This is a genomic window from Roseateles aquae (assembly GCF_032337115.1).
Classification (GTDB): Bacteria; Pseudomonadota; Gammaproteobacteria; order Burkholderiales; family Burkholderiaceae_C; genus Roseateles_C; species Roseateles_C aquae.
The window spans coordinates 41,990-63,865 of record NZ_JAVXZY010000010.1 but is presented as its reverse complement, the minus strand read 5'-3'; the positions used below and the strand labels follow the sequence as shown (position 1 = coordinate 63,865).

The following is a 21,876-nucleotide window of genomic DNA, read 5'->3' as shown; positions in this document are numbered from 1 at the left end:
CTTAGTTCACGCGTCCGGGGCCACCGTGAAGCCTGTGTGTGCTTTTTGTATCTGGCCGGTGCCACGCACGCCGGCGCCTCAGGCCAGCTGCAGGTGCTTGATTTGCGCCTTACGCGCCGGCAGTTCAAGCGCTGGCAGCACAAAGTCCTCGGCCGGCATCGGCCGGCCATAGAGCCAGCCCTGGGCCCAGTCGCAGCCCTCGCGCTTCAGCCAGGCGGCCTGCTCGGCGGTTTCCACGCCTTCGGCCAGCACGTCCAGGTTGAGGCTGCGCGCCAGCACGATCACCGTGCGGGCGATGGCGGCGACGTTGGCATCGCTGCCCAGTTCCTGGACAAAGCTGCGGTCGATCTTCAGCGTCTGCACCGGCATCCGCTTCAGATAGGACAGCGAGGAATAGCCGGTGCCGAAATCGTCGATCGCCACCCGCACGCCGCGCTGGGCCAGCTGGCTGAGCAGGTTGATGGCCTGTTCGGCGTCTTCCAGCAGCAGGCTTTCGGTCACCTCCAGCTCCAGCGCGCGCGGCGGGCAGCCGGTCAGCGCCAAGATGTAGTCGACCGTCTCGATGAAGTCCGGCTGGCGCATCTGGCGCGCCGAGACATTGACGGCGATCTGCTGCGGCTTGCCCGGCTGGCCCTGCCAACGCGCCGCCTGGGCGCAGGCCTGCTCCAGCACCCAGCGGCCGATCGGGATGATCAGGCCGGTGTCTTCGGCCAGCGGGATGAACTCGGCCGGCGAGATCGGCCCGCGGGTTGGGTGGCGCCAGCGCAGCAGGGCCTCAGCGCCAACCAGTGCGCCATCGGACAGCCGCACCTGGGGCTGGTATTCCAAACGGAACTGGGCCGCCTCGTTGGCATGGCGCAGCGCATGGGTCAGCTCGAAGCGCTGCTGCACGGCCAGCGTCAGCTCCGGCCGGTAGGCCTGCACGGTATTGCGGGCGCTGACCTTGGCGCGACACATCGCCGCCTCGGCATTGCGCAGCAGCTCGTCAACATCGACACCATCGGCCGGGAACAGCGCCAGGCCGATGCTGGCACCCACATTGAAGCGCTGCTGGCCGACCAGCACCGGCTCGTCCATCGCCTGGATCAGCCGATCGCCCAGGCGCATCGCCGTCTCTTCGTCGACCAGGCCCGAGAGCACGACGACGAACTCGTCAGCGCCGACGCGCGCGACCGAATCGCTGGCCCGCACCACATTGTTGAAGCGCTGCGAGGCGGTGCGCAGCACTTCATCGCCCGCCGCATGGCCGGCAATGTCGTTGACGTCGCGGAAGCCGTCCAGATCGATATAGAGCACGGCCACGCAGGTCTGGTCGCGCTGGGCCAGGCCGATCTGGTGGGCGATGCGATCGCGCAGCAGGGCCAGATTGGGCAGGCCGGTCAGCTTGTCGTGCAGCGACTGGTGCAAGAGCTCGGCCTCGGTGGCCTTGATGCGCGAGATATCGGTCAGCACGCTGAGGTAGTGCAGGCCGCCCTGCGCCTGTTCGGCCTCGACCTTGACGACGGTGGCCCACAGCGGCACGGCGTCGCCGGCCTTGTTGCGGCAGGACAGCTCGCCGCTCCATTTGCCTTCGCGGTCCAGCGCCGCCCACAGCTGCTTGAGCTGCTCGGGGTCCTGCTCGCCATCGCGGAACAGCCGCGCGGTCTGACCCAGCAGCTCCTCGCGGGCGAAGCCGGTGATGGCGCACAGCGCCGGGTTGACGTCCTGGATCAGCAAGCCGGCATCGGTGACCAAAATGCCCTCGCCGCAATGCTCGAACACAGTGGCGGCGCGGCGGGCCTGCTCGGTGGCCTGCTGCAGCTGCGTCACATCGCGGGCAATGGCCACGCGGCCCAGGTAGCAGTCCTCATCGAAGACCTCGGTCTGCACCACGTCCAGGCATTGGCGCTGGCCATCGCTGCCCTGCACCCAGCTGAGCCGGCGCGCATCGCTGCTGGCGCGGGTCCATTCCAGCGGCTGGCCCAGCTCTTCATCCTTGTGGCCCAGCAGCTGGGTCTCGGACCGGCCGACACAGATTTCAAACGCCGGGTTGCAGCCTTCATAGGCGCCCTGCGCATCCTTGAAGAACATCGGGTCGGGGATGGCGTTGAGCAGCGCACGCAGCTTGGCGCGATCGCGGCGCAAGCGCTGCAGCTCCTCGCGGCGGCGGCGCAGGCGCATGCGCTGGCTGTAGGCCAGGCTCAGCACCAGGCCCATGGCAATGCCGCCCACCACGCACAGCAAAGCCAGGCCCATCAGCGCCGGATCGGCATTCCAGCGGCTGGCGAGATCTGGCGGCGTGGCGGCCACGGCGGGCCGCGATAGCAAGAACAGTCCGTACAGTGCCAGGCTCAGCGTCCCTCCGGACCGGCCCAGTCGATGCAGCATCAAGCTCATGGATCCCCAACCTTGTGCGTCACGGCAAGCACCCGCCTGGTAGGCACGGCTGCCATGTCATTGATCTGTCGAGCGCCTCGAACGGCTGCGGGCGTTCCCTCGTTCTCGACCTATCGGGAGTGTCGCGACCCGGCTTGATACTGACTAGGGTTTACAGGGACGCGGCGAGCCGGGTTCCCTGCAAGATTGCACGTTTTGCGTCCAATTCGCCCGCTTCCAGGGCCCCGCCGATCAAATGGACGCTGACGCCGGCAGCCTGCAGCGGTGCCTGCAATTCGCGCAGCGGCTCCTGACCGGCGCACAGCACGATGGTGTCGGCGGCAATCAGCTGGGTGTCGGCATGCTTCTCGCCATAGCTCACCCAGAGACCCTCCGGTGTGATCGCCTCGTAATTGACGCCGCCCAGCATCTCGACCTGCTTCATCTTCAGCGCCGCGCGGTGGATCCAGCCGGTCGTCTTGCCCAGGCCGGCGCCGAGCTTGCCGGCCTTGCGCTGCAAGAGCGTGATCTGTCGGTTCGGCGCCTCCGGGGCCGGGGCCAGCAGGCCGCCCAGCACCGCCTCGGGATCGCCAACGCCCCAGTGGCGCCGCCAGGCCGCCGGGTCCAGCGTCAGCGAATGGCCATCCTCCAGCAGGAATTCGGCGATGTCGAAGCCAATGCCGCCGGCGCCAACGATGGCGACGCGCTGGCCCACCGGCTTGGTACGGCGCAGCACCTCGATATAGCTCAAGACCTGACCCCGGGCCTCGCCCTCGTCCTGGCCCTTGATGCGTGGATTGCGCGGCGTCACGCCGGTGGCCAGCAGAACCTCATCGAAGCCCTTGAGCTGATCGACGCCAACGCGCTGGTTCAGCCGCAGCTGCACGCCGGTGGTGTCGATGCGGCGGCCGAAGTAGCGCAGCGTCTCCTGGAACTCTTCCTTGCCGGGAATGCGCTTGGCCAGATTGAACTGGCCGCCAATCTCGGCCGCCGCATCGAAGAGCTCGACGCGATGGCCGCGCTCGGCCAGCGTCGTTGCCGCAGCCAAACCAGCCGGGCCGGCGCCGACGACGGCAACACGCTTGGCCGCGGCCTTGATCGGCACGATGCGCAGCTCGGTCTCGTGCGCCGCCCGCGGGTTGACCAGGCAGCTGGAGATCTTTTGCGCAAAGGTGTGATCCAGGCAGGCCTGGTTGCAGGCGATGCAGGTGTTGATCTCGTCGGCCCGGCCTTGGGCGGCCTTCTTGACGAAGTCGGCATCGGCCAGGAAGGGCCGGGCCATGCTGATCATGTCGGCGCTGCCATCGGCCAGCACCTGCTCGCCCACCTCGGGCGTGTTGATCCGGTTGCTGGTGATCAGCGGCGTGGTGATGCCCTCGGCACGCAGTTGCGCGCGCAGCTTCTGCGTCACCCAGGCAAATCCGGCACGTGGCACCGAGGTGGCAATGGTCGGGATGCGCGCCTCATGCCAGCCGATGCCGGTATTGATCAGCGTGGCGCCGGCCTTGACGACGCCGCGGGCCAACTGCAGCACCTCGTCCCAGCTGCTGCCATTGGGGATCAGGTCCAGCATCGAGAGCCGGTAGATGATGATGAAGTCGGGCCCGACGGCCTCGCGCATCCGCGTGAGGATCTCCAGCGGCAGGCGCATCCGGTTCTCGTAGCTGCCGCCCCAGGCGTCGCTGCGCTGATTGGTGTGGCTGACCAGGAACTGGTTGATGAAATAGCCTTCCGAGCCCATCACCTCGACGCCGTCATAGCCGGCCTCGCGAGCCAGTTTGGCGCAGCGCACAAAGGCGCGGATCTGCCGCTCAATGCCGCGGGCCGACAGCTCGCGCGGCGTGAACGGCGAGATCGGCGACTGGATCTTCGACGGCGCCACGCACAGCGGGTGGTAGCCATAGCGGCCGGTGTGCAGGATCTGCAGCGCGATCTTGCCGCCCTCGGCATGCACCGCGCCGGTGATGGTCTGGTGCCGCCTGGCCGCGCCGCTGGTGGCCAGCGTGCCGGCAAAGGGCTTGGCCCAGCCCTCGATATTCGGTGCGAAACCGCCGGTGACGATCAGGCCGACGTCGCCCTTCGCACGCTCGGCGAAGTAGGCCGCCATCCGTTCGAAGTGCTTGCGCGAGTCTTCCAAGCCGGTGTGCATGCTGCCCATCAGCACGCGGTTTTTCAGCGTCGTGAAGCCCAGGTCCAGCGGCGCCAGCAGATGAGGGTAGGCCATCGGATGTCTCTCTTGTTGATGGTTTTTCGAGGCGGGCTTGATGCTAGCGCCGCGAATCGCAGCCGCCTTGCCCGATACTGCGTTTGGAGGTGTCCGCCTATAAACCGAGCGAGCGGTAACATCTATTTACAATGCAGCAACGTCGAGACGAGTCAGCGCAACTTCTATCTGATCCACTCTCGGCCGAAGTGCAAGGTCACTGCGTAATGAAACTGGAGAGGTTTTGATGAGATTCACGACTTGGGCGACGGTGCTCGCCATTGCGAGCGGCGCCTTGCTGAGCGCCTGCGGTAGCGGCGGCGGCAGCAGCAGTGCGAACACCAATGTGCGCCTGCTCAATGCCAGCGTCGGCTATGCCTCGCTGGACATGACGGTTGACAGCAAGTCCGTCAACAGCGCGGTGGCCTATGGCTCGGTCGGCAGCTACGCGTCCATCAGCACCAGCGCCACCGCCACACAAGTGCTGGCCACCGGCGCCGGCACGACGCTGACCTCCAGCACGCCGACACTGGCCGGTGACAGCAACTACGCCGTCATTGCCTATGGCTGGCAAGGCGCCGTGCGCACCCAGTTGCTGCAAGAAACCGAAGCCAACCCGGACAGCGGCAAGAGCAAGCTGCTGGTCTTGAATCTGGCCGCCGATGCCGGCGCGCTGGACGTCTATCTGACCAGCGCCAATGACTCGCTGGACAACGCCACGCCGCTGACTTCCGGCCTGGCCGGTGGCAGCAGCAGCGGCTACAACACGATCAATTCCGGCACCTACCGCGTGCGCCTGACCGGCTACGGCAACAAGGCTGATCTGCGCCTGGACATCCCGTCCATCACGCTGGACTCGGCCACCGTGCAGTCGCTGATCGTGACCGCCACGCCCGGCGGCAATCTGGTCAATGCCATGCTGGCCAAGCAGCAAGGTGCTGTTGCCAAGTACGACAACGGTAGTGCCCGCGTGCGCGTGATCGCCGCTCTGCCGGCCAGTGCCACCGTGGTCGGTAATGTGACGGCCGGCGGCGTCAAGTACGACCTGCTGAACGCCATCGCCACGCCCATCATCGGCGGCTACAAGACCGCCGTCGACCCGACCGGCGCCACCGTCAAGCTGACCGTCAATGGCATCGACCTGCCGGTCACGACGCCGACGCTGGCCAAGGGCGGCGACTACAGCGTGCTGGTTTGGGGCGAAGCCAATGCGCCCAAGGTCAGCCTGCTGACTGACAACAACCGCCTGCCAACGATCGCCGGCACTTCGACCGTGCGCGTGATCAACGCCATGGCCAACCTGAATGCCGGCATCAGCCTGACCGCTGATTTCAGCTCGGTGCTGGACAACGTCGACCCCGGCACGCAATCGGGCCTGGCCAATCTGGTCAGCACCACCACGGCGTCGAACTTCTCGCTGAGCTCGCCGCTGTCGGCCGTGCCGATCTGGACCGCCAGCCTGACCAACATTCCGCAAGGTGGCGTCTATGTGCTGTACGCGATGGGCAGCGCCGAAAAGCCGGTCGTCCAGCTGAAGAAGGAACGCTGATCGGCCTGGCGCTTGACGCGTCACCGAATCAAGACGAAAGCCCCGCACTGCGGGGCTTTTTTTCGTCCCTAGCGCCCGACAACGCCAACAAGATGCAAGCCATGTCCACAACAACTGCCCAGCATCGATCAAAGCAGGCCCTGCAGCTGGGGCTGCTGATCGTGCTGGCCTGGGGCCTGAACTTCCCGCTGCAGAAGGCCTTGTTGAAGGCCATGCAGCCGGCTGGCTTTCTGTTTCTGCGCTTTGCGCTGATGCCTGTGCTGGTGGCGGCGATGTTGGTTCACCGTCATGGCTGGCGCTGGCCCCGGCTGCCGCGCAGCGAACTCTGGGCCTTGGCTCGGCTGGGCCTCTTGGGCCAAGGTCTGCACCTGGCCCTGTCCAGCTACGGCGTGCACTGGTCCACGCCGTTTTCCAGCTCGGTGCTGCTGGCTTGCGGGCCGGTGTTCACGCTGCTGATCCTGCGCGCCTATGGGCTGGAGCGGCTGGGCCGCAGCCAGCTGGGCGGCATCGCGCTGGCCGCAGGCGGTGCCCTGCTCTTCATGTCGGACAAGCTGCTGGCCGCCGACTGGCGCGCCAGCGGTGGCGATCTGGTGCTGCTGCTGGCCGCCGCGCTGTTCTCTTACTACACGGTGGCCGCCAAGCCGCTGATCGAGCGCCATGGCGCGGCGCTGGTGATGGGCTATGCCAGCCTGATGGCCAGTGTGCCGGTGCTGCTGTTCACCGCCCCAGCGGCCTGGGCGGTCGATTGGACCGCCGTCAGCCCGCTGCTCTGGCTGGGGGCGCTGTGGGCCATCGTCGGCATCGGCTTTCTAAGCTGGCTCGCTTGGGGCTGGGTCAATGCGCATCGCGGCGTGGCCCGTACCGCACCGCTGATCTATCTGATGCCGCCGATCGCCGGGGCAGCCGCCTGGCTGGCCGGTGGTGAATCGTTTACCGCCATCAAGCTCGGCGGCGCGGCGCTGACGCTGGCGGGCGTGGCCTGGGCGCAGTTCAGTGCGCACCATCCGATCAAGCCTTAACCCTGCCGGGCCTTGCCACGCAGCTCTCGAAGCGCATCGCGTCCTATCCAGCGTGAGCTGGCCTCGGGCCGCTCACACAGAGCGCCGGCCGTGTCGATGGCCGCCTCGCGCAAGACCGCATTGCGTTTGCCGATCTGACGCAAGGCCCAGTTGACCGCCTTCTTGACGAAATTGCGCTCATCGTCAGCGGCCGCGGCAATCAGCGGCAGGCGGTCCAGAAAGTCGGCATCGCCGCGCTGCTTGTCGTGCACGGCCAGCACCGCCAGCAAGGCAAAGCCGGCGCGGCGCACAAATTCCGGCTGCTGCGCGGCCCAGGCCGGCACCAGCTCCCAGGCCAGCGGGCTACGTCGGAAGGCGTTCAAGCAGGCCTGATCGCAGACATCCCAGGCCTGCATGCCGGCCACCCAGTGATCCATCTCGGCCCGGCTGAGGCGCGCCGGCTCGGCCAGCAGGCTGGCCAGGATGCGGGCATCGGGCACGTCGCTGTCCCACAGCGCCAGGGCCAGTTCGTGGTCGGGCCCGAATTGCCTGCCGAGCTGGCGCAAGACCGGCACCGCGACGCCAAGGCGGTTGTCGCCGCTCATCGCAAAGCCACGCATTGCCGCCAGCTGCTCGGGCCGGGCATGGGCTTGCAGCGCCGCCTGTGCCATGTGCAGACGGCTGGATAGCTCGGGGTAAAGGGAGCGCTTCATGCTGCCGCGCAGTCTATGACCTTCGACAGGGGCGATGCGCCGCTTCTGCGCGAACTGCATATGCTGGGGCAAGTCCCGCATAGGCCGGCGCCGGCGCTTGGGCGCAAAATGCACGTTTTCGCAACTGCACCGCGCCACGGCCTCACAAGGGTGTCCGGCGCCACACCATCATGACGCCTAGCTCCACCCTGCGCGGTCTGCGCCTGTCTTCGCTGGCCAGCGCCAGCCTGATTTCGCTGGCCCTGCTGGCACCGCTGCAGCAAGCCCATGCCACCGCGCCGGTGGCCAGCGTCAGCTGGCAGGAAGCGGCCGGCGACAGCGATGTGGAAAAGGCCTTTGCGCAGGCGCGCAGCGAGAAGAAGCCGGTGCTGCTGTACTGGGGTGCGAAGTGGTGCCCGCCGTGCAACCAGCTCAAGGCCACGCTGTTCAACCGGCAGGACTTCATCGAGCAGTCGCGCGCCTTCGTCGCCGTGCATATCGATGGCGACCTGCCCGGCGCCCAGAAGCTGGGCACCCGCTTCAAGGTGCGTGGCTACCCGACAATGATTCTGTTCAGCCCCGAAGGCCAGGAGCTGACCCGGCTGCCCGGCGAGGCCGATGCGCCGCAGGTACTGAAGGTGCTGCAGCTGGGCCTGGCCGGCGGCCGCCCGATCAAGAACGTGCTGGCCGACGCCCGCGCCGGCAAGAAGCTGAGCGCCAATGAGTGGAAGCTGCTGGGCTTCTACTCCTGGGACACCGATGAGCAACAGCTGGTGCCCGCCGCCGAGCGCCCCGGCCTGCTGGCCCAGCTGGCTGCGGCCAGCCAGGGTGCCGACGCCGAAACCGGCACCCGGCTGTGGTTGAAGGCCCTGGCGGCCAACGCCGATGGCAAGAGCCTGAAGGTCGACGCCGCGCTGCAGACCCGTGTCCGTGCACTGCTGGGCAACGCGGCCGACGCCCGTGCCCAGGTCGACTCGCTGAACTACGGCGCCAGCGACATCGTGCGCAGCCTGGCGCCCACCGCCGGCGCCGAACGCAACGCGTTGATCGCGCTGTATGAGACCGCGCTGAAGCGCTTCGAGGCCGATGCCACGCTGTCGCGCGCCGATCGCCTGTCGGCCCTGGTCGCTCGCGTGGACCTGGCCCGCGTCGACCAGCCCAAGGACAGCACCCAGCCCAAGCTGAATGCGGCGCTGCTGAAGGAGGTCAAGGACACCTCTGTGAGGCTGGACAAGGAGATCACCGATGGCTACGAGCGCCAGGCCGTCATCACCCAGGTCGCCTATCTGCTCGGTCATGCCGGCCAGTGGAAGGACAGCGACGAGCTGCTCAAGGCCAGCCTGTCCAAAAGCCATTCGCCCTACTACCTGATGAGCCAGTTGGGCGGCAATGCCAAGAAGCAGGGCCGCAAGGACGAGGCGCTGAAGTGGTACGAAGAGGCCTTCAACAAGAGCGAAGGTCCGGCCACCCGGCTGCAGTGGGGCTCGGGCTATTTCGGCGCCCTGGTCGAGCTGGCACCGCAGGACAGTGCCAAGATCGAAAAGATTGCCGCGCAGCTGTTCAACGAGGCCGCGCAGGACAAGGGTTCCTTCTACGAGCGCAGTGCGCGTTCGTTGCAAAAGGTGGGCAGCAGCCTGGCCAAGTGGAATGACAAGGGCCAGCACGACGCCGTGCTGGCCCGGCTGAAGACCCAGCTCGACGGCATCTGCGCCAAGGTCGACACGGCCGACAAGCAGCGCGAGACCTGCGAAAGCCTGGTCAAGGCGCCGGCCAAGAAGGCCTGAGGCCACGCCTGGCTGAGCATGAAAAAGGCCGCCCTGGGGCGGCCTTTCTTACTTCAGCAGGCCTTCGGCCTTCATCGCCGCCTGCACCGCCGGACGGGCCGCCACACGGCCGCGGTAGGCGGCCAGATGGGCGAAGCCGGAGATGTCGACCCCGACGTGCTGGCCCCAGTTGCTGACGGTGAACAGATAGGCATCGGCGACCGTAAACTGCTCGCCCATCAGATAGCTGCGGCCTTCCAGCTCGGCGTCCACCCACTTGAAACGCTCCAGCAGCTTGGCGCGGAACAGCGCCTTGGCTTCCTCAGGCATGGCCGGATTGAACAGCGGCGAGAAGCCCTTGTGCAACTCGGTGGTGATGAAGTTCAGCCACTCCTGCAAGCGGTAACGCGGCCAGCTGCCATTGGCCGGCGCCAGTTGCTTCTCGGGCACCAGATCGGCGATGTACTGGACGATCACGGGGCCTTCGGACAAGCGGTCGCCATTGGCCAGTTCCAGCAGCGGCACATAGCCCTTGGCGTTGATCGTGTAGTAATCGGTGCCGTCCTGCAGCTTGTGCGTCTTGGTGCTGGCCAGCACGGTTTCAAACTTCAGGCCGGACTCATGCAGCACGATATGCGGCGACAGTGAGCAGGCGCCAGGGCTGTAGTAGAGCTTCATCTTGATATCCCTTGAACATGAGAGCGAGATTGCGGCGGCTGGCCGCGCGGAAGCCAAAACGATACGCCGGAACGAGAAAGCTTGCAGCGGCGCCGCGCCAACGGCTGTGCTAGAACCTCCGCCATGAGCAAGAAAGCCTTTGAAGATTTTGAGGTTGGCCAGGTGCTGAGTTTCGGCTCGCGCCTGGTCGACCGCGAGGAGGCCCTGGCCTTCGCCGCTGCCTATGACCCGCAGCCGCTGCACCTGGACGAGGCCGCCGCCGAGGCCTCGGTGCTGGGCGGGCTATCGGTCAGCGGCTGGCACACCTGCGCGATGACGATGCGGATGATGTGCGACGCCTACCTGCTGGACTCGACCAGCCAGGGTTCGCCCGGCCTCGACAACATCCGCTGGCTCAAGCCGGTGCGCCCCGGCGACACCCTGAGCGTGCGCATGCACATCCTTGAGACGAGGCAAAGCCAGAGTCGGCCGCAGATCGGCCTGGTGCGTTCGCGCTGGGAGGTTGGCAATCAACATGGCGAGACGGTGATGACGATGGAGGGATGGGGCATGTTCGGCTTGCGCCATCCGCCCGGCTGATTCCGCCGTCCAGCGCCCTGCGCCACCATTCGGGACATTGCCCGGGCGCGCACGCCCGCGCCCTGACCATAATCCGCCCGCACCAGCGTTCAAGGAAGACGGATATGTTCAGAGCAAGCAGGCGACAGCCGACCCGGCTGCTGGCCTTCGCCATGGTCGCCATGATCACCGGCCAGGCCGCTGCGGCGGCAGCAACGGTCCCAGCATCGACAACGCCCTGTCGCATCGACGGCGTGCCGACCGAGCTGCAATGCGGCGTACTCAAGCGCGCACTGGATCCGGCCAGGCCACAGGGCACGCAAATCGATGTGCACTACGTCATCGCGCCAGCGATGGCGCGCAACAAGCAGCCCGACCCGGTGCTGGTGCTGGCTGGTGGCCCCGGCCAGAGTGCGATCTCGCTGGCCGGTAGCGTGTTGCCGCGGCTGTCGCGACTGAACAACCGGCGCGATATCGTGCTGATCGACCAGCGCGGCACCGGCAAATCGGCGCCATTGATGTGCCCTGACGAAAGCAAGCTGCCGCTGGCCGAAGGCCTCAATCAGCAGCTGCAGCTGCAGCGCTTGCAACAATGCCGCGAGAGCCTGGAGAAGCTGCCCTATGGTGATCTACGCTTCTTCACGACCAGCATCGCGATGCAGGATTTCGACGCCGTGCGCGACCAGTTGGGCGTTGCGCAATGGAACCTCTACGGCGCCTCCTATGGCACCCGGGCGGCGCTGGAGTACCAGCGTCAGTTCCCCGAGCATGTGCGACGCAATGTGATCGATGGCGTGGCCCCGCCGGACATGGTCTTGCCGGCCAGCACTTCGAGCGACATTCAGGCCGCACTCGACGCGGTGTTTGCAGCCTGCGAGAAGGAGAGCGCTTGCCAGGCCCGCTACCCACGGCTGCGCGAGCAGTGGCGTGCCCTGCTGGCCAGCCTGCCGCGACAGATCAGCCTTGCGCACCCCAGCACCGGTGAACCGCAGCAGCTGACGCTGCACCGCAGCGCCGTGCTCAATGCGGTGCGCTCGCCGCTGTACATGCCGGTAATCGCCTCGGGCTTGCCCGCCGCCATCCAGGCGGCCAGCGCCGGCCGCTTCGAAGGGCTGCTGGGCCTGTCCGGTGTGCTGGCCAGCGGGCGCGGTAGCCGCATGGCCACCGGCATGCATTTCTCGGTCGTCTGCGCCGAGGACATGCCGCGCCTGTCGCAGAGCCGGGACCTACCCGGCGCCGACATCGGCCGCAACGATATCGAGCTCTACACCGAGGTGTGCAAGACCTGGCCCCGCGGTGAGGTGCAGCCAGCCTTCTACACGATGCCGCCGGCCCGGACGCCGGTGTTGCTACTCAGCGGCGGCGCCGACCCGGTCACGCCACCGCGCCATGGCGAGCGCGCAAAAGCCGCCCTGGGCGCGCTGGCCAAGCATCTGGTCGTGCCCGCCTCCGGCCATGGCGTGCTGACGCTGGGCTGTATGCGCGATCAGATGTTCCGCTTCATCGATGCCCGCGAGGACGCCGAAGCGCTCAAGGTCGATGCCGGCTGCGCCGCCCAGATGCCCCGCCCTGGGGCCTACCTGCCGCAACAGCTTTCCGAGGTTCAGCCATGATCGCCATCGAACAACTCTCCAAGCGTTTCGTCAGCCGCAGCGGCGGCACACTGCTCAAGCGCGCTGCCGAACGCGTCGTGCAAGCCGTGGACGGGATCAGCTTTCAGGCCGGCAACGGCATGATCACCGGCCTGCTTGGTGCCAATGGCGCCGGCAAGACCACCACGCTGCGCATGCTGGGCGGCCTGCTGCAACCCGATCACGGCAGCATCAGGGTCGACGACATCGACGTGCTCAAGCAGCCAGGCGCTGCGCTGGCGCGGATGGGCATCCTGGGCGACGCGCATGGGCTCTACCCGCGCTTGTCCGCGCGCGAGAACATCATCTATTTCGGCCGCTTGCAAGGCATGGAGCGCGAGGTCGCCAATGCCCGCGCCGAGCTGCTGGCCGAGCTGCTCGACATGAAGTCCATCCTCGACCGCCGCTGTGATGGTTTCAGCCAGGGCGAACGGATGAAGACAGCATTGGCCCGCGCACTGGTCCACGATCCGGCCAATATCGTGCTCGATGAGCCGACCAACGGCCTCGACGTGCTGGCCACCCGCGGCCTGCGCGAGGCCTTGCGCCATTTGCGCTCACCCGCTGGCGGCAGCAAGTGCATCGTGCTGTCCACGCACATCATGCAGGAGGTTGAGCTGTTGTGTGATCAGGTCGTCGTCGTCGCCGCTGGTCGCGCGGCGGCCCGCGGCTCCGTGCCAGAGTTGCTGGCCCAGGCCGGTGAGTCGCGCTTCGAGGATGCCTTTGTCCGCCTGGCCTTCAAGCCATCCATCCCCGCCACTGCGGAGGCACTGGCATGAACGCCTTGAACACCCCCTCCTTCATGCGCCAGCTGCTGGTCGTTCTCGGCAAGGAAATCGTCGACGCGCTGCGCGACCGGCGCACGCTGCTGCGCCTGCTGATTCCCGCCGTGCTGATGGGCCCCTTCCTGCTCAGCGCCTTGTCGGGCCTGATCGCATCGCTGGAAGACCGTGCCGACAAGCGCGAAATCCATATCGTTGGCATCGAGCATGCACCCACGCTACGCAACTACCTTGAGCGCCAGACCTACACGATCAAGGCGGCGCCAGCCGACTTCGAAGCCCAGCTGCGCGCCACCCGCCTGCTTGAGCCGGTGCTGGTGATTGGCAAGGACTTCGAGCGCGAGTTGCAGCAAGGCGAACAGCCGACGCTGGAGCTGGTCTCGGACAGCGCCAACCAGCGTGCCGCGGCCGGCGTCGGCACGCTGAATCGCCTTCTGCAGGGCTTCTCCAGCGAGCGCTCGAGGTTGGGCTTGGCGCTACGCGGCGTCGACGCCAATCTGCTGCAGCCGGTGATGATCGAAGAGCGCGATCTGGCCAGCGCCCAGGCCCGAGCGACCCGGCTGACCGGCATCGTGCCGATGTTCATCATCATGGCGGTGCTTTATGGCGCGCTGACTGCGGCGCTGGACAGCACCGCCGGCGAGCGCGAACGTGGCTCGCTGGAGCCGCTGCTGCTCAATCCGGCGCCGCATATGGCCGTGGTGATAGGCAAGTGGGGCGCGGTGGCACTGCTGGGCATGGCAGTCGCACTGCTGGCCAACCTCAGCTTCATCCCGGCCCAGCTGATGATCAGGAGCGACAGCCTGCAGGCCATGTTCCAGTTCGGGTGGGGCGAAGTGATTCGCTGCCTGCTATTGCAATTGCCCCTAGCAGCCAGCATGAGCGCCTTGCTGATGGCCGTGGCGATTCGCAGCAAGACCTTCAAGGAGGCACAGGCCAGCAGCACCATCATCATGACGCTGGTCAGCCTGGCGCCCATGGTCAGCATGCTGAATCCTGGCGGCGAGGCCAATTGGTACCTGTGGGTGCCAGGTCTTGCCCAGAACACGCTGATGATGCTGGTACTCAAGGGTGAGGCCTTGACCACAGCCAAGCTGCTGCCCTCGGTGCTGGTCGGCAGCACACTGACTGTGCTGGCATTGATCTATGTGGCGCGCTCCATGCGCAGCGCCGTGGCACGCTAAGCAGTCGTCAAAAGAAAAAGCAAAAGGGCCGAGGCTGACCGCCTTGGCCCTTTTTGCATTCGCGCTGATGAAGCGCTTCAATGCGAACTCAGCCGGCGCTGCACCTCATGCTGCCAGGGCAGGCTGTGAACGATCTCATTGAGCTGGCGCACCGACTCCATCGGCGCTAGCACTTCTCCGTCAGCGCTGAGGAATTGCAGATTCGTCACCAAGGACAGGGGGTCGACCAGGGCAACCACACCATAGGGCAGAAAAACCCAGTCCCAGGCCAGCCCCGCTGCGCCCTGCTCACTCTCGCCAGACCATAGGGTTTGCCCGACAAAAGGACGCTGATCGTCACCTGTTGCCAACACTCGCGTGCTCAAATGGGCAAAATGAAGCCCAGATAAGCGTTCGGCCTGACACAAAACGCGAGGCCATGCGTAGACAATCCAGGCAGGGGTCATCAATTAAAAGTACAAAGTGGGAGGGCAGGTCGCCGTCAAGCGCCTGGTAACGGAGTGTGCTGCAGCCAACTGCTGCCGCCAGCTGTAAAGTTTGTCAGGGATATCACATGGAGCCGACAGCCCGTCGGCCGTATGAAACGCCCATGGAATGAAGACGATGCTGCAAGGGGCTTACGAATCAGTGCTGCGGGTGCAAGACCAGAGTGATTTCCGGGAGGAGATCATTCGGTTTGCCAATGGCTTGGGCTTTGGTACCGTCACTGCAATGCTCGTGTTTGACCATGCCTTGGGTGATTCGGAGTTCATTTCGATCGACAACGCCCCGTCCAATTTTCACGAGACCTTTAAGAACCTGAGCATGGGGCGCGTCGACCCCGTGATGCAGCACTGCAAGCGACACAGCCTCCCCATCATTTGGAACCAGCGAACCTATGTCGATTGCGGCCAGGGCGAACTGTGGGAGGAGCAGGCCAAGTTTGGTTTGTGTGCCGGCATCGCATTGGCTTTGCATCTACCGGAAGGCCGTCACTTCTGTTTGGGGGTCGACCGAGACCAAGCCTTGCCAAGCGATCCAGCTTCCCTGACTCAAATCGTTGCTGAGTTGCAGCTGTTCGCGGTTCACGCACAGGAATCTGCTTGGCATGTGTTCACGCCCCAAGGGTCGCCTGCGGCTCAGTTCGGGGCACGCCTGACACCTCGCGAGCTTGAGTGCCTTCGCTGGACGATGGAAGGTAAGACAGCTTGGGAGGTTGGCACGATCCTGAGCATCAGCGAACGTACCGCCGTTCTGCATTTGAACAACGCCATGCATAAGCTGGAATGCAATAACAAGCATCAGGCAGTGCTCAAGGCCCTGCGCCTGGGTCTTATTCGCTGAAACCCGCCCTGTAAGACCTGACAGTGTGCAAAAGTGACGGCGCCTGCTCCAATTTCTCCAACGCCGTGTATCGGTACTGTCTTCACCGGAGCATCCCATGGACGCAACCAAGAACCTCACTCAGAGCATTGCCGAACAAGCTGAGCAGCTCGCTGGTCCGCAAGCGCTGCCGCTCGAACTACTCAAGCTCGTCGGCGGCGGAGACGGCACGCCTGCTCAACTCAATCAAACCGCCGATCCGATCACGTTGCCCAAGGGCACTTGGTAAGCTGATCGGACAGCGCCCGCTGCCGGCCCTATGCCGCAGCGCCGATGCGCTGTTTGACTGATGCTATTCCGCCCCGAGGCCTTAGCCGCTCGCCGTCAGGCGTGGCTGGGGCCTATCCATTTGCTGCAGCCGCTATCGACACGGCTGTTGACGGTGGCTGCCGTCTGTGCAGTGCTGGGCGTCGCGGCTTTTCTGTCGACGGCGCAGTACACGCGCAAAGCCAGGGTCAGTGGGCATCTGGTGCCGGATCGTGGCGTGCTTCGTGTTGCGCCGCCACAGGGTGGCACGGTGCTGCTGCGCCAGGTCAGCGAAGGCCAGAGCGTCAAGGCCGGCGACATCCTGTTTGTCTTGGCGCTGGACAGCAGTGCTGAGCAGCTGGGTGAAGGGCTGAAGCGCAATCTGGCCGAGCGTGAGCGCAGCCTGGGCCATTCGGTCCAACAGCAACAGCGGCTGACGCAGCAGGAAGCTCAGGGCCTGCTGCGGCGGATGGCCGGATTGAAAGAAGAAGAGGCGCAGCTCCAACAGGAAGCGCGCCTGCAGGCCGAACGCTTGGCGTTGACTGAGCAGGCCTTGCAACGTTTGGAGGCGTTGGCCCGCGATCAATTCGTGTCCAGCGCCCAGGTACAGACCAAACGGGAGGAGGTGTTGGGTTTACAGGCCCAGCTGCAGGCGCTTTCGCGACAACGCGAGACGCTGCACAGGGAGTGGCTGGCCCTGCAAGCCCAATACACGGAGTTGCCGCTGCGCGCCGAGGTGCAGCAGGGCGAGCTGGCTCGAGATCTGGCCGCGCTGCAGGCGCTGGGCCTGGAGACCGAGTCGCGCCGCCGCCTGGTGCTGCGTGCGCCCAGCGATGGCCAGATCAGCACCGTGCTCGCCGAGCCCGGCCAGACGGTGCCCGCCGGCATGGTGCTGGCCAATCTGCTGCCGGCCGAGACCCGGATGCTGGCCCATCTTTACGCGCCGTCCAGCGCCATCGGCTTCGTCCATGCGCAGCAGCAGGTGCAGCTGCGCTACCAGGCCTTCCCCTATCAAAAGTTCGGCCACCAGTTCGGCGAGGTGCTGCAGGTCACGCGCACGCCGCTGCCAGCCACCGAACTGGCCGGGTTGAGTCTGCCTGCCGCACTGAGTCAGGGCGCCGGCAGCGAGCCCCTGTATCGAATCACCGTGGCGCTGCAAAAGCAAACGGTGCAGGCCTACGGTCAAGAGCAGGCGCTCACACCCGGCATGCAGCTGGAGGCCGATGTGCTGCTGGAGCGGCGTCGGTTGATCGAGTGGATTTTTGAACCGCTGCTGAGCCTGGCCCATCGTGTCTGAGCCCTCCTCTGCGTCCTCGCTGTTGCAAGGCCTGCATCTGCACTGGCGAGCCCGCCCGCGCGTGCCGCTGGTGCTGCAGACCGAGGCCGCCGAGTGCGCCCTCGCCTGCCTGGCCATGATCGCCGGCAGCCATGGCCAACGCCACGGCCTGGCCGAGCTGCGCAGCCGCTTCTCGGTGTCGCTGAAGGGCGCGACGATGGCCGAGCTGGTGCGCATGGGCACGCAGCTGGGCCTGCACAGCCGCGCCTTGCGGGCCGAGCCAGCCCACCTCGCCGGCATGGAACTGCCCTGCGTGTTGCACTGGGACTTCAATCACTTCGTCGTGCTCTGTGAGGTGCGTGGCCAGCGGGCCTTGATTCACGACCCGGCCCATGGCGCTCGCGAGCTGCCGCTGGCCGAGCTCTCGCGCCACTTCACCGGCGTGGCGCTGGAGATGCGCCCCGGTGCCGACTTCCTGCCCAAGGCCGAGGCCGCGCCGCTGCGCTGGCGCCAGCTGCTCGGCCCGGTGCGCGGGCTCAAGCGTTCGATGACGCAGATCCTCGCGCTGGCGCTGTGCCTGGAGCTGCTGGCCCTGCTCTCGCCCTTCCTGCTGCAGTGGGTGGTGGACGGCGTCATCGTCAGCGCTGACCGCGACCTGCTCGTCACCCTGGGCCTTGGTTTCGGCCTGCTGGTGCTGCTGTCGGCGGCCATCGGCGCGCTGCGCTCCTGGAGCCTGCTGGTGCTGTCGGCCTCGCTGAACCTGCAGTGGCTGAGCCACGTCTTCACCCATCTGCTGCGCCTGCCGCTGGCCTGGTTCGAGAAGCGCCATATCGGTGACGTCTGGTCACGCTTCAACAGCGTGCAGCTGATCCAGCGCTCACTGACCACCAGCTTCCTCGAGGCCTTGCTTGATGGCGTGATGGTGCTGATCACGCTGGCGATGATGCTGGTCTACAGCCCGCGGCTGGCGGCCGTCGCGCTGCTGGCCGTCGCGGCCTACGGCGGCCTGCGCTGGGGCTTTTTCAAGCCGCTGAAGGCCGCGCAGGAAGAGGCGCTGGTCCACGAGGCGCAGCAGAACAGCCACTTCCTTGAATCGTTACGTGGTGCGCAGGCGATCAAGCTGTTCAATGCCCAGGGCCTGCGCAGCGCCCGTTACGCCAATCTGGTCGTCGAGCAGATGAATGCCAGCCTGGTCGGCCGTCGCCTGGAGCTGGGCATGGGCGTGGCCAACAAGCTGTTGTTCGGCCTGGAGCGGGTGGCCATCGTCTGGCTGGGCGCCACGCTGGTGCTGGACCGCGAACTCTCCGTCGGCATGCTGTTCGCGTTCCTGGCCTACAAGGATCAGTTCAGCCAACGCATCAGCGCGCTGATCGACAAGGGCATCGAGCTGCGCATGCTGCGCCTGCAGGGCGAGCGCCTGGCCGACATCGTCTGCACCGCCCCCGAGCCGCTGGCCGCGCCACAGGCCAGCAAGCCGCCGGCAGACAACGCCCTGGAACTCGACCAGCTGCACTTCCGCTACGCCGATGGCGAGCCCGAGGTGATTGCCGGCTGCAGCCTGCGCGTCGAGGCCGGTGAATCGGTCGCCATCGTCGGGCCATCAGGCTGCGGCAAGACCACCCTGCTGAAGCTGATGCTGGGCGTGCAGCAGCCGCAGTCCGGCGAGATCCGTATCGGCGGCATTCCCCTGCCCCAGCTGGGCCTGCAGGCCTGGCGCGATCGCATCGGCACGGTGATGCAGGAGGACCAGCTCTTTGCCGGCAGCCTGGCCGACAACATCAGCTTCTTCGACCCCGAGGCCGATGCCGACTGGGTGGCCGAATGCGCCCGGCTGGCCTGCGTGCACGAGGACATCATCGCCATGCCCATGGGCTACCAGAGCCTGGTTGGCGATATGGGTGGCAGCCTGTCCGGCGGCCAGCGCCAGCGCATCCTGCTGGCGCGCGCGCTCTACAAGAAACCGCAGTTCCTGTTCCTCGACGAGGCGACCAGCGCGCTCGATGTGGAGCGCGAGCGCCAGGTCAACGCCAGCCTGCGCCAGCTGCCGCTGACCCGCATCGTCATCGCCCACCGGCCCGAGACGATTGCATCGGCGCAGCGCGTCATCACGCTGCAAGGCGGGCGGGTGGCACAGGATCTGAGAAGTGTGCCGGCATCACCAGCGCCGACCCCGGCTCCGTCGTCGTCACAAGCTTGAGGCCGGCGGCTCAGGCGCCGTCTCCCGCTCCATCCAGCCCAGCCAGCGCATCGCCTGCTCGCGGCTCTCACCACACATCAGCTCCGAAGGCTGCAGCGAGCCGCAGACGGCCGGGCGCTCGGGCTGGCCGAAGATCTTGCAGCGGTCCTGCTCGTCCAGCTGGATGCAGCGCACACCGGCCGGCTTGGACACCCCGTTGATCAGCGGCATGCCCGGAATGGGTGAGCTGATCGAAGGGGCGATGCAACAGGCGGCGCAATGCGGTCGGCAATTCATGCGCCAATTGTCGCGTGGCCAGCCAGGACCGCCAGTGACTTATCCACAGGCGAGACTTAAAATCGAAGGTTTGCCCCCGCGCCCAACGGCGCGATGAACGGCGCCTCCAATCCAGGGTGAAACCCATGCTCTACCCCAAAGAATTCGATGTCATCGTCGTCGGTGGCGGCCACGCCGGCACCGAAGCCGCCCTCGCCGCCGCCCGCATGGGCGCGACCACGCTGCTGCTGACCCACAATATCGAGACCCTGGGCCAGATGAGCTGCAACCCCTCGATCGGTGGCATTGGCAAGGGCCATCTGGTCAAGGAGGTCGACGCGCTGGGTGGCGCCATGGCACTGGCCACCGACGAGGCCGGCATCCAGTTCCGCATCCTCAACGGCTCCAAGGGCCCGGCCGTGCGCGCCACCCGCGCCCAGGCCGACCGCGTGCTCTACAAGGCGGCGATCCGCCATCGCTTGGAGAACCAACCCAATCTCTGGCTGTTCCAGCAGGCGGTGGACGATCTGATGGTTGAGGGCGATCGCGTCATTGGTGCGGTCACCCAGTCCGGCCTGCAGTTCCGTGCCCGCGCCGTCGTGCTGACCGCCGGCACCTTCCTCGATGGCCGCATCCATATCGGCCTGCAGAACTACAGCGCCGGCCGCGCCGGTGATCCGCCGGCCGTCAGCCTGTCGGCCCGGCTGAAGGAGCTGAAGCTGCCGCAGGGCCGGCTGAAGACCGGCACGCCGCCACGCATCGATGGCCGCTCGATCGACTTCTCGCGCTGCGAGGAACAGCCGGGCGATCTGTCGCCGGTGCCGGTGTTCAGCTTCATCGGCTCGGCGGCCATGCACCCGCGCCAGCTGCCCTGCTGGATCACCCACACCTCGGCACGCACCCACGAGATCATCCGCTCGGGCTTTGACCGCAGCCCGATGTTCACCGGCGTCATCGAAGGCGTGGGGCCGCGCTACTGCCCCAGCATCGAAGACAAGGTGAACCGCTTTGCCGACAAGGACAGCCACCAGATCTTTCTCGAACCCGAGGGTCTGACGACCCACGAGTTCTACCCCAACGGCATCTCGACCTCGCTGCCCTTCGACATCCAGCTGGCCGCCGTGCGCTCCATCCCTGGCCTGGAGAATGCCCACATCCTGCGCCCCGGCTATGCGATCGAGTACGACTACTTCGACCCGCGCGAGCTGAAGTCCAGCTTTGAAACGCGCGCCATCGGCGGCCTGTTCTTCGCCGGCCAGATCAATGGCACGACCGGCTATGAAGAGGCCGCCGCCCAAGGCCTGTTTGCCGGCATGAATGCGGCGCTGCAGGTGCAAGGACGCGAGCCCTGGCTGCCGGCGCGTGACCAGGCCTACCTTGGCGTGCTGGTTGACGACCTGATCACCAAGGGCGTGACCGAGCCGTATCGGATGTTCACCAGCCGCGCCGAGTTCCGCCTGCAGCTGCGCGAAGACAACGCCGATATGCGCCTGACCGAGAAGGGCCGCGAGCTGGGTCTGGTCGACGATGAACGTTGGGCCGCCTTCAACCGCAAGCGCGACGCTGTTTCACGTGAAACAGAGAAGCTGAAGTCGACCTGGGTGCATCCCGGCATCCTGGCCGCCGTGGACGCCGAACGCCTGGTCGGCAAGGCCCTGGAACGGGAGTACAAGCTGATCGACCTGCTGCGCCGCCCGGGCGTGCAGTTCGACACCTTGGTCGAAGTTGCCAGCCTCGCCCGCCCCGAGTCCGGTGTTTCACGTGAAACCTTGAACGCGGAGCTGGGTGAGGACCTGGCCAGCGCGGTCATCGAGCAGATCGAAACCGCCATCAAATACTCCGGCTACATCAGCAAGCAAAGCGAAGACGTCGCCCGCGCCGCCCATTTTGAGAACCTGCGTCTGCCCGCCGAGCTGGACTACAGCCAGGTGCAGGCACTGTCCTTCGAGGTGCGGCAGAAGCTGGCCAAGCACCAGCCCGAGACCCTGGGCCAGGCCTCACGGATCTCCGGTGTCACCCCGGCGGCCATTTCGCTGCTGCTGGTTCACCTGAAGAAGGGCCGCTTCAAGGGCTTTGGTGGCGAACACGCCACCAAAGCCGCCGCCAACGATGACAGCGGCGCCGCAGCCTGAGCCCGATCACCACTT

Annotated in this window: 18 protein-coding genes; 12 read left to right on the top strand and 6 right to left on the bottom strand. The window is 66.2% G+C overall.

Translation table 11 applies throughout. From position 1 onward, the window contains the following. Nucleotides 1–78 precede the first annotated feature (78 nt). Both RQP53_RS20280 and RQP53_RS20275 read right to left on the bottom strand, forming a co-directional pair. A complete protein-coding gene (locus RQP53_RS20280; RefSeq protein ID WP_315652512.1) occupies nt 79–2,376 on the bottom strand; it encodes an EAL domain-containing protein in 2,298 nt (765 codons plus the stop codon). A gap of 151 nt (nt 2,377–2,527) precedes the next feature. Continuing rightward, entirely contained in the window at nt 2,528–4,579 is a 2,052-nt protein-coding gene (locus RQP53_RS20275) for an NADPH-dependent 2,4-dienoyl-CoA reductase (protein ID WP_315652511.1), read from the bottom strand. A gap of 226 nt (nt 4,580–4,805) precedes the next feature. Here RQP53_RS20275 and RQP53_RS20270 point away from each other — a divergent pair, with 226 nt between their 5' ends. Both RQP53_RS20270 and RQP53_RS20265 read left to right on the top strand, forming a co-directional pair. Continuing rightward, a complete protein-coding gene (locus RQP53_RS20270; protein WP_315652510.1) occupies nt 4,806–6,107 on the top strand; it encodes a DUF4397 domain-containing protein in 1,302 nt (433 codons plus the stop codon). A 101-nt stretch (nt 6,108–6,208) separates the two neighbouring features. After that, nucleotides 6,209–7,126 carry a DMT family transporter gene (locus RQP53_RS20265; RefSeq protein ID WP_315652509.1) on the top strand — a complete coding sequence of 306 codons (918 nt, stop codon included), beginning with the start codon at nt 6,209–6,211 and terminating at the stop codon, nt 7,124–7,126. On the opposite strand, the gene RQP53_RS20260 is transcribed toward RQP53_RS20265, so the two are convergent. Then, a complete protein-coding gene (locus RQP53_RS20260) occupies nt 7,123–7,818 on the bottom strand; it encodes a DNA alkylation repair protein (protein WP_315652508.1) in 696 nt (231 codons plus the stop codon). The two genes, RQP53_RS20265 and RQP53_RS20260, sit on opposite strands and share 4 nt — an antisense overlap. A gap of 170 nt (nt 7,819–7,988) precedes the next feature. On the opposite strand from RQP53_RS20260, the gene RQP53_RS20255 reads away from it, so the two are divergent. Beyond that, a complete protein-coding gene (locus RQP53_RS20255; RefSeq protein ID WP_315652507.1) occupies nt 7,989–9,581 on the top strand; it encodes a thioredoxin family protein in 1,593 nt (530 codons plus the stop codon). A gap of 48 nt (nt 9,582–9,629) precedes the next feature. On the opposite strand, the gene gstA is transcribed toward RQP53_RS20255, so the two are convergent. Further along, the gene (gene gstA, locus RQP53_RS20250; RefSeq protein WP_315652506.1) at nt 9,630–10,238 is read right to left on the bottom strand and encodes a glutathione transferase GstA; all 609 of its coding nucleotides are present in this window, start codon (nt 10,236–10,238) and stop codon (nt 9,630–9,632) included. A 123-nt stretch (nt 10,239–10,361) separates the two neighbouring features. Here gstA and RQP53_RS20245 point away from each other — a divergent pair, with 123 nt between their 5' ends. From RQP53_RS20245 to RQP53_RS20230, 4 genes are all read left to right on the top strand, one after another. After that, a complete protein-coding gene (locus RQP53_RS20245; RefSeq protein ID WP_315652505.1) occupies nt 10,362–10,817 on the top strand; it encodes a MaoC family dehydratase in 456 nt (151 codons plus the stop codon). 104 nt (nt 10,818–10,921) lie between these two features. Next, nucleotides 10,922–12,409: an alpha/beta fold hydrolase gene (locus RQP53_RS20240; protein ID WP_315652504.1), complete on the top strand. Its 1,488-nt coding sequence runs from the start codon at nt 10,922–10,924 to the stop codon at nt 12,407–12,409. Continuing rightward, nucleotides 12,406–13,206, top strand: a complete 801-nt coding sequence (locus RQP53_RS20235; protein ID WP_315652503.1) for an ABC transporter ATP-binding protein — start codon at nt 12,406–12,408, stop codon at nt 13,204–13,206. The genes RQP53_RS20240 and RQP53_RS20235 overlap by 4 nt, the downstream gene beginning before the upstream one ends. Continuing rightward, nucleotides 13,203–14,393, top strand: coding sequence for an ABC transporter permease (locus tag RQP53_RS20230; protein WP_315652502.1), 1,191 nt, complete (start codon nt 13,203–13,205; stop codon nt 14,391–14,393). The genes RQP53_RS20235 and RQP53_RS20230 overlap by 4 nt, the downstream gene beginning before the upstream one ends. A gap of 77 nt (nt 14,394–14,470) precedes the next feature. On the opposite strand, the gene RQP53_RS20225 is transcribed toward RQP53_RS20230, so the two are convergent. Beyond that, nucleotides 14,471–14,839 (bottom strand): DUF4902 domain-containing protein, encoded by a 369-nt coding sequence (locus RQP53_RS20225; protein WP_491572052.1) that lies wholly within the window; start codon nt 14,837–14,839, stop codon nt 14,471–14,473. A gap of 148 nt (nt 14,840–14,987) precedes the next feature. On the opposite strand from RQP53_RS20225, the gene RQP53_RS20220 reads away from it, so the two are divergent. The 4 genes from RQP53_RS20220 (at nt 14,988) to RQP53_RS20205 (ending at nt 19,474) form a co-directional block, all read left to right on the top strand. Then, on the top strand, nt 14,988–15,716 hold the full coding sequence (locus RQP53_RS20220) for a helix-turn-helix transcriptional regulator (protein WP_315652500.1): 729 nt from the start codon (nt 14,988–14,990) through the stop codon (nt 15,714–15,716). Between the two features lie 97 nt (nt 15,717–15,813). Next, on the top strand, nt 15,814–15,984 hold the full coding sequence (locus RQP53_RS20215; protein WP_315652499.1) for a hypothetical protein: 171 nt from the start codon (nt 15,814–15,816) through the stop codon (nt 15,982–15,984). Nucleotides 15,985–16,137: 153 nt separating this feature from the next. Further along, nucleotides 16,138–17,298 (top strand): HlyD family secretion protein, encoded by a 1,161-nt coding sequence (locus RQP53_RS20210; protein WP_315652498.1) that lies wholly within the window; start codon nt 16,138–16,140, stop codon nt 17,296–17,298. Then, nucleotides 17,291–19,474: a peptidase domain-containing ABC transporter gene (locus RQP53_RS20205; protein WP_315652497.1), complete on the top strand. Its 2,184-nt coding sequence runs from the start codon at nt 17,291–17,293 to the stop codon at nt 19,472–19,474. The genes RQP53_RS20210 and RQP53_RS20205 overlap by 8 nt, the downstream gene beginning before the upstream one ends. On the opposite strand, the gene RQP53_RS20200 is transcribed toward RQP53_RS20205, so the two are convergent. Next, nucleotides 19,463–19,750 carry a YkgJ family cysteine cluster protein gene (locus RQP53_RS20200; protein WP_315652496.1) on the bottom strand — a complete coding sequence of 96 codons (288 nt, stop codon included), beginning with the start codon at nt 19,748–19,750 and terminating at the stop codon, nt 19,463–19,465. The genes RQP53_RS20205 and RQP53_RS20200 overlap by 12 nt on opposite strands. 125 nt (nt 19,751–19,875) lie before the next feature. On the opposite strand from RQP53_RS20200, the gene mnmG reads away from it, so the two are divergent. Next, complete coding sequence (gene mnmG / locus RQP53_RS20195) at nt 19,876–21,861, top strand: tRNA uridine-5-carboxymethylaminomethyl(34) synthesis enzyme MnmG (protein ID WP_315652495.1); 1,986 nt, start codon at nt 19,876–19,878, stop codon at nt 21,859–21,861. Nucleotides 21,862–21,876 lie beyond the last annotated feature (15 nt).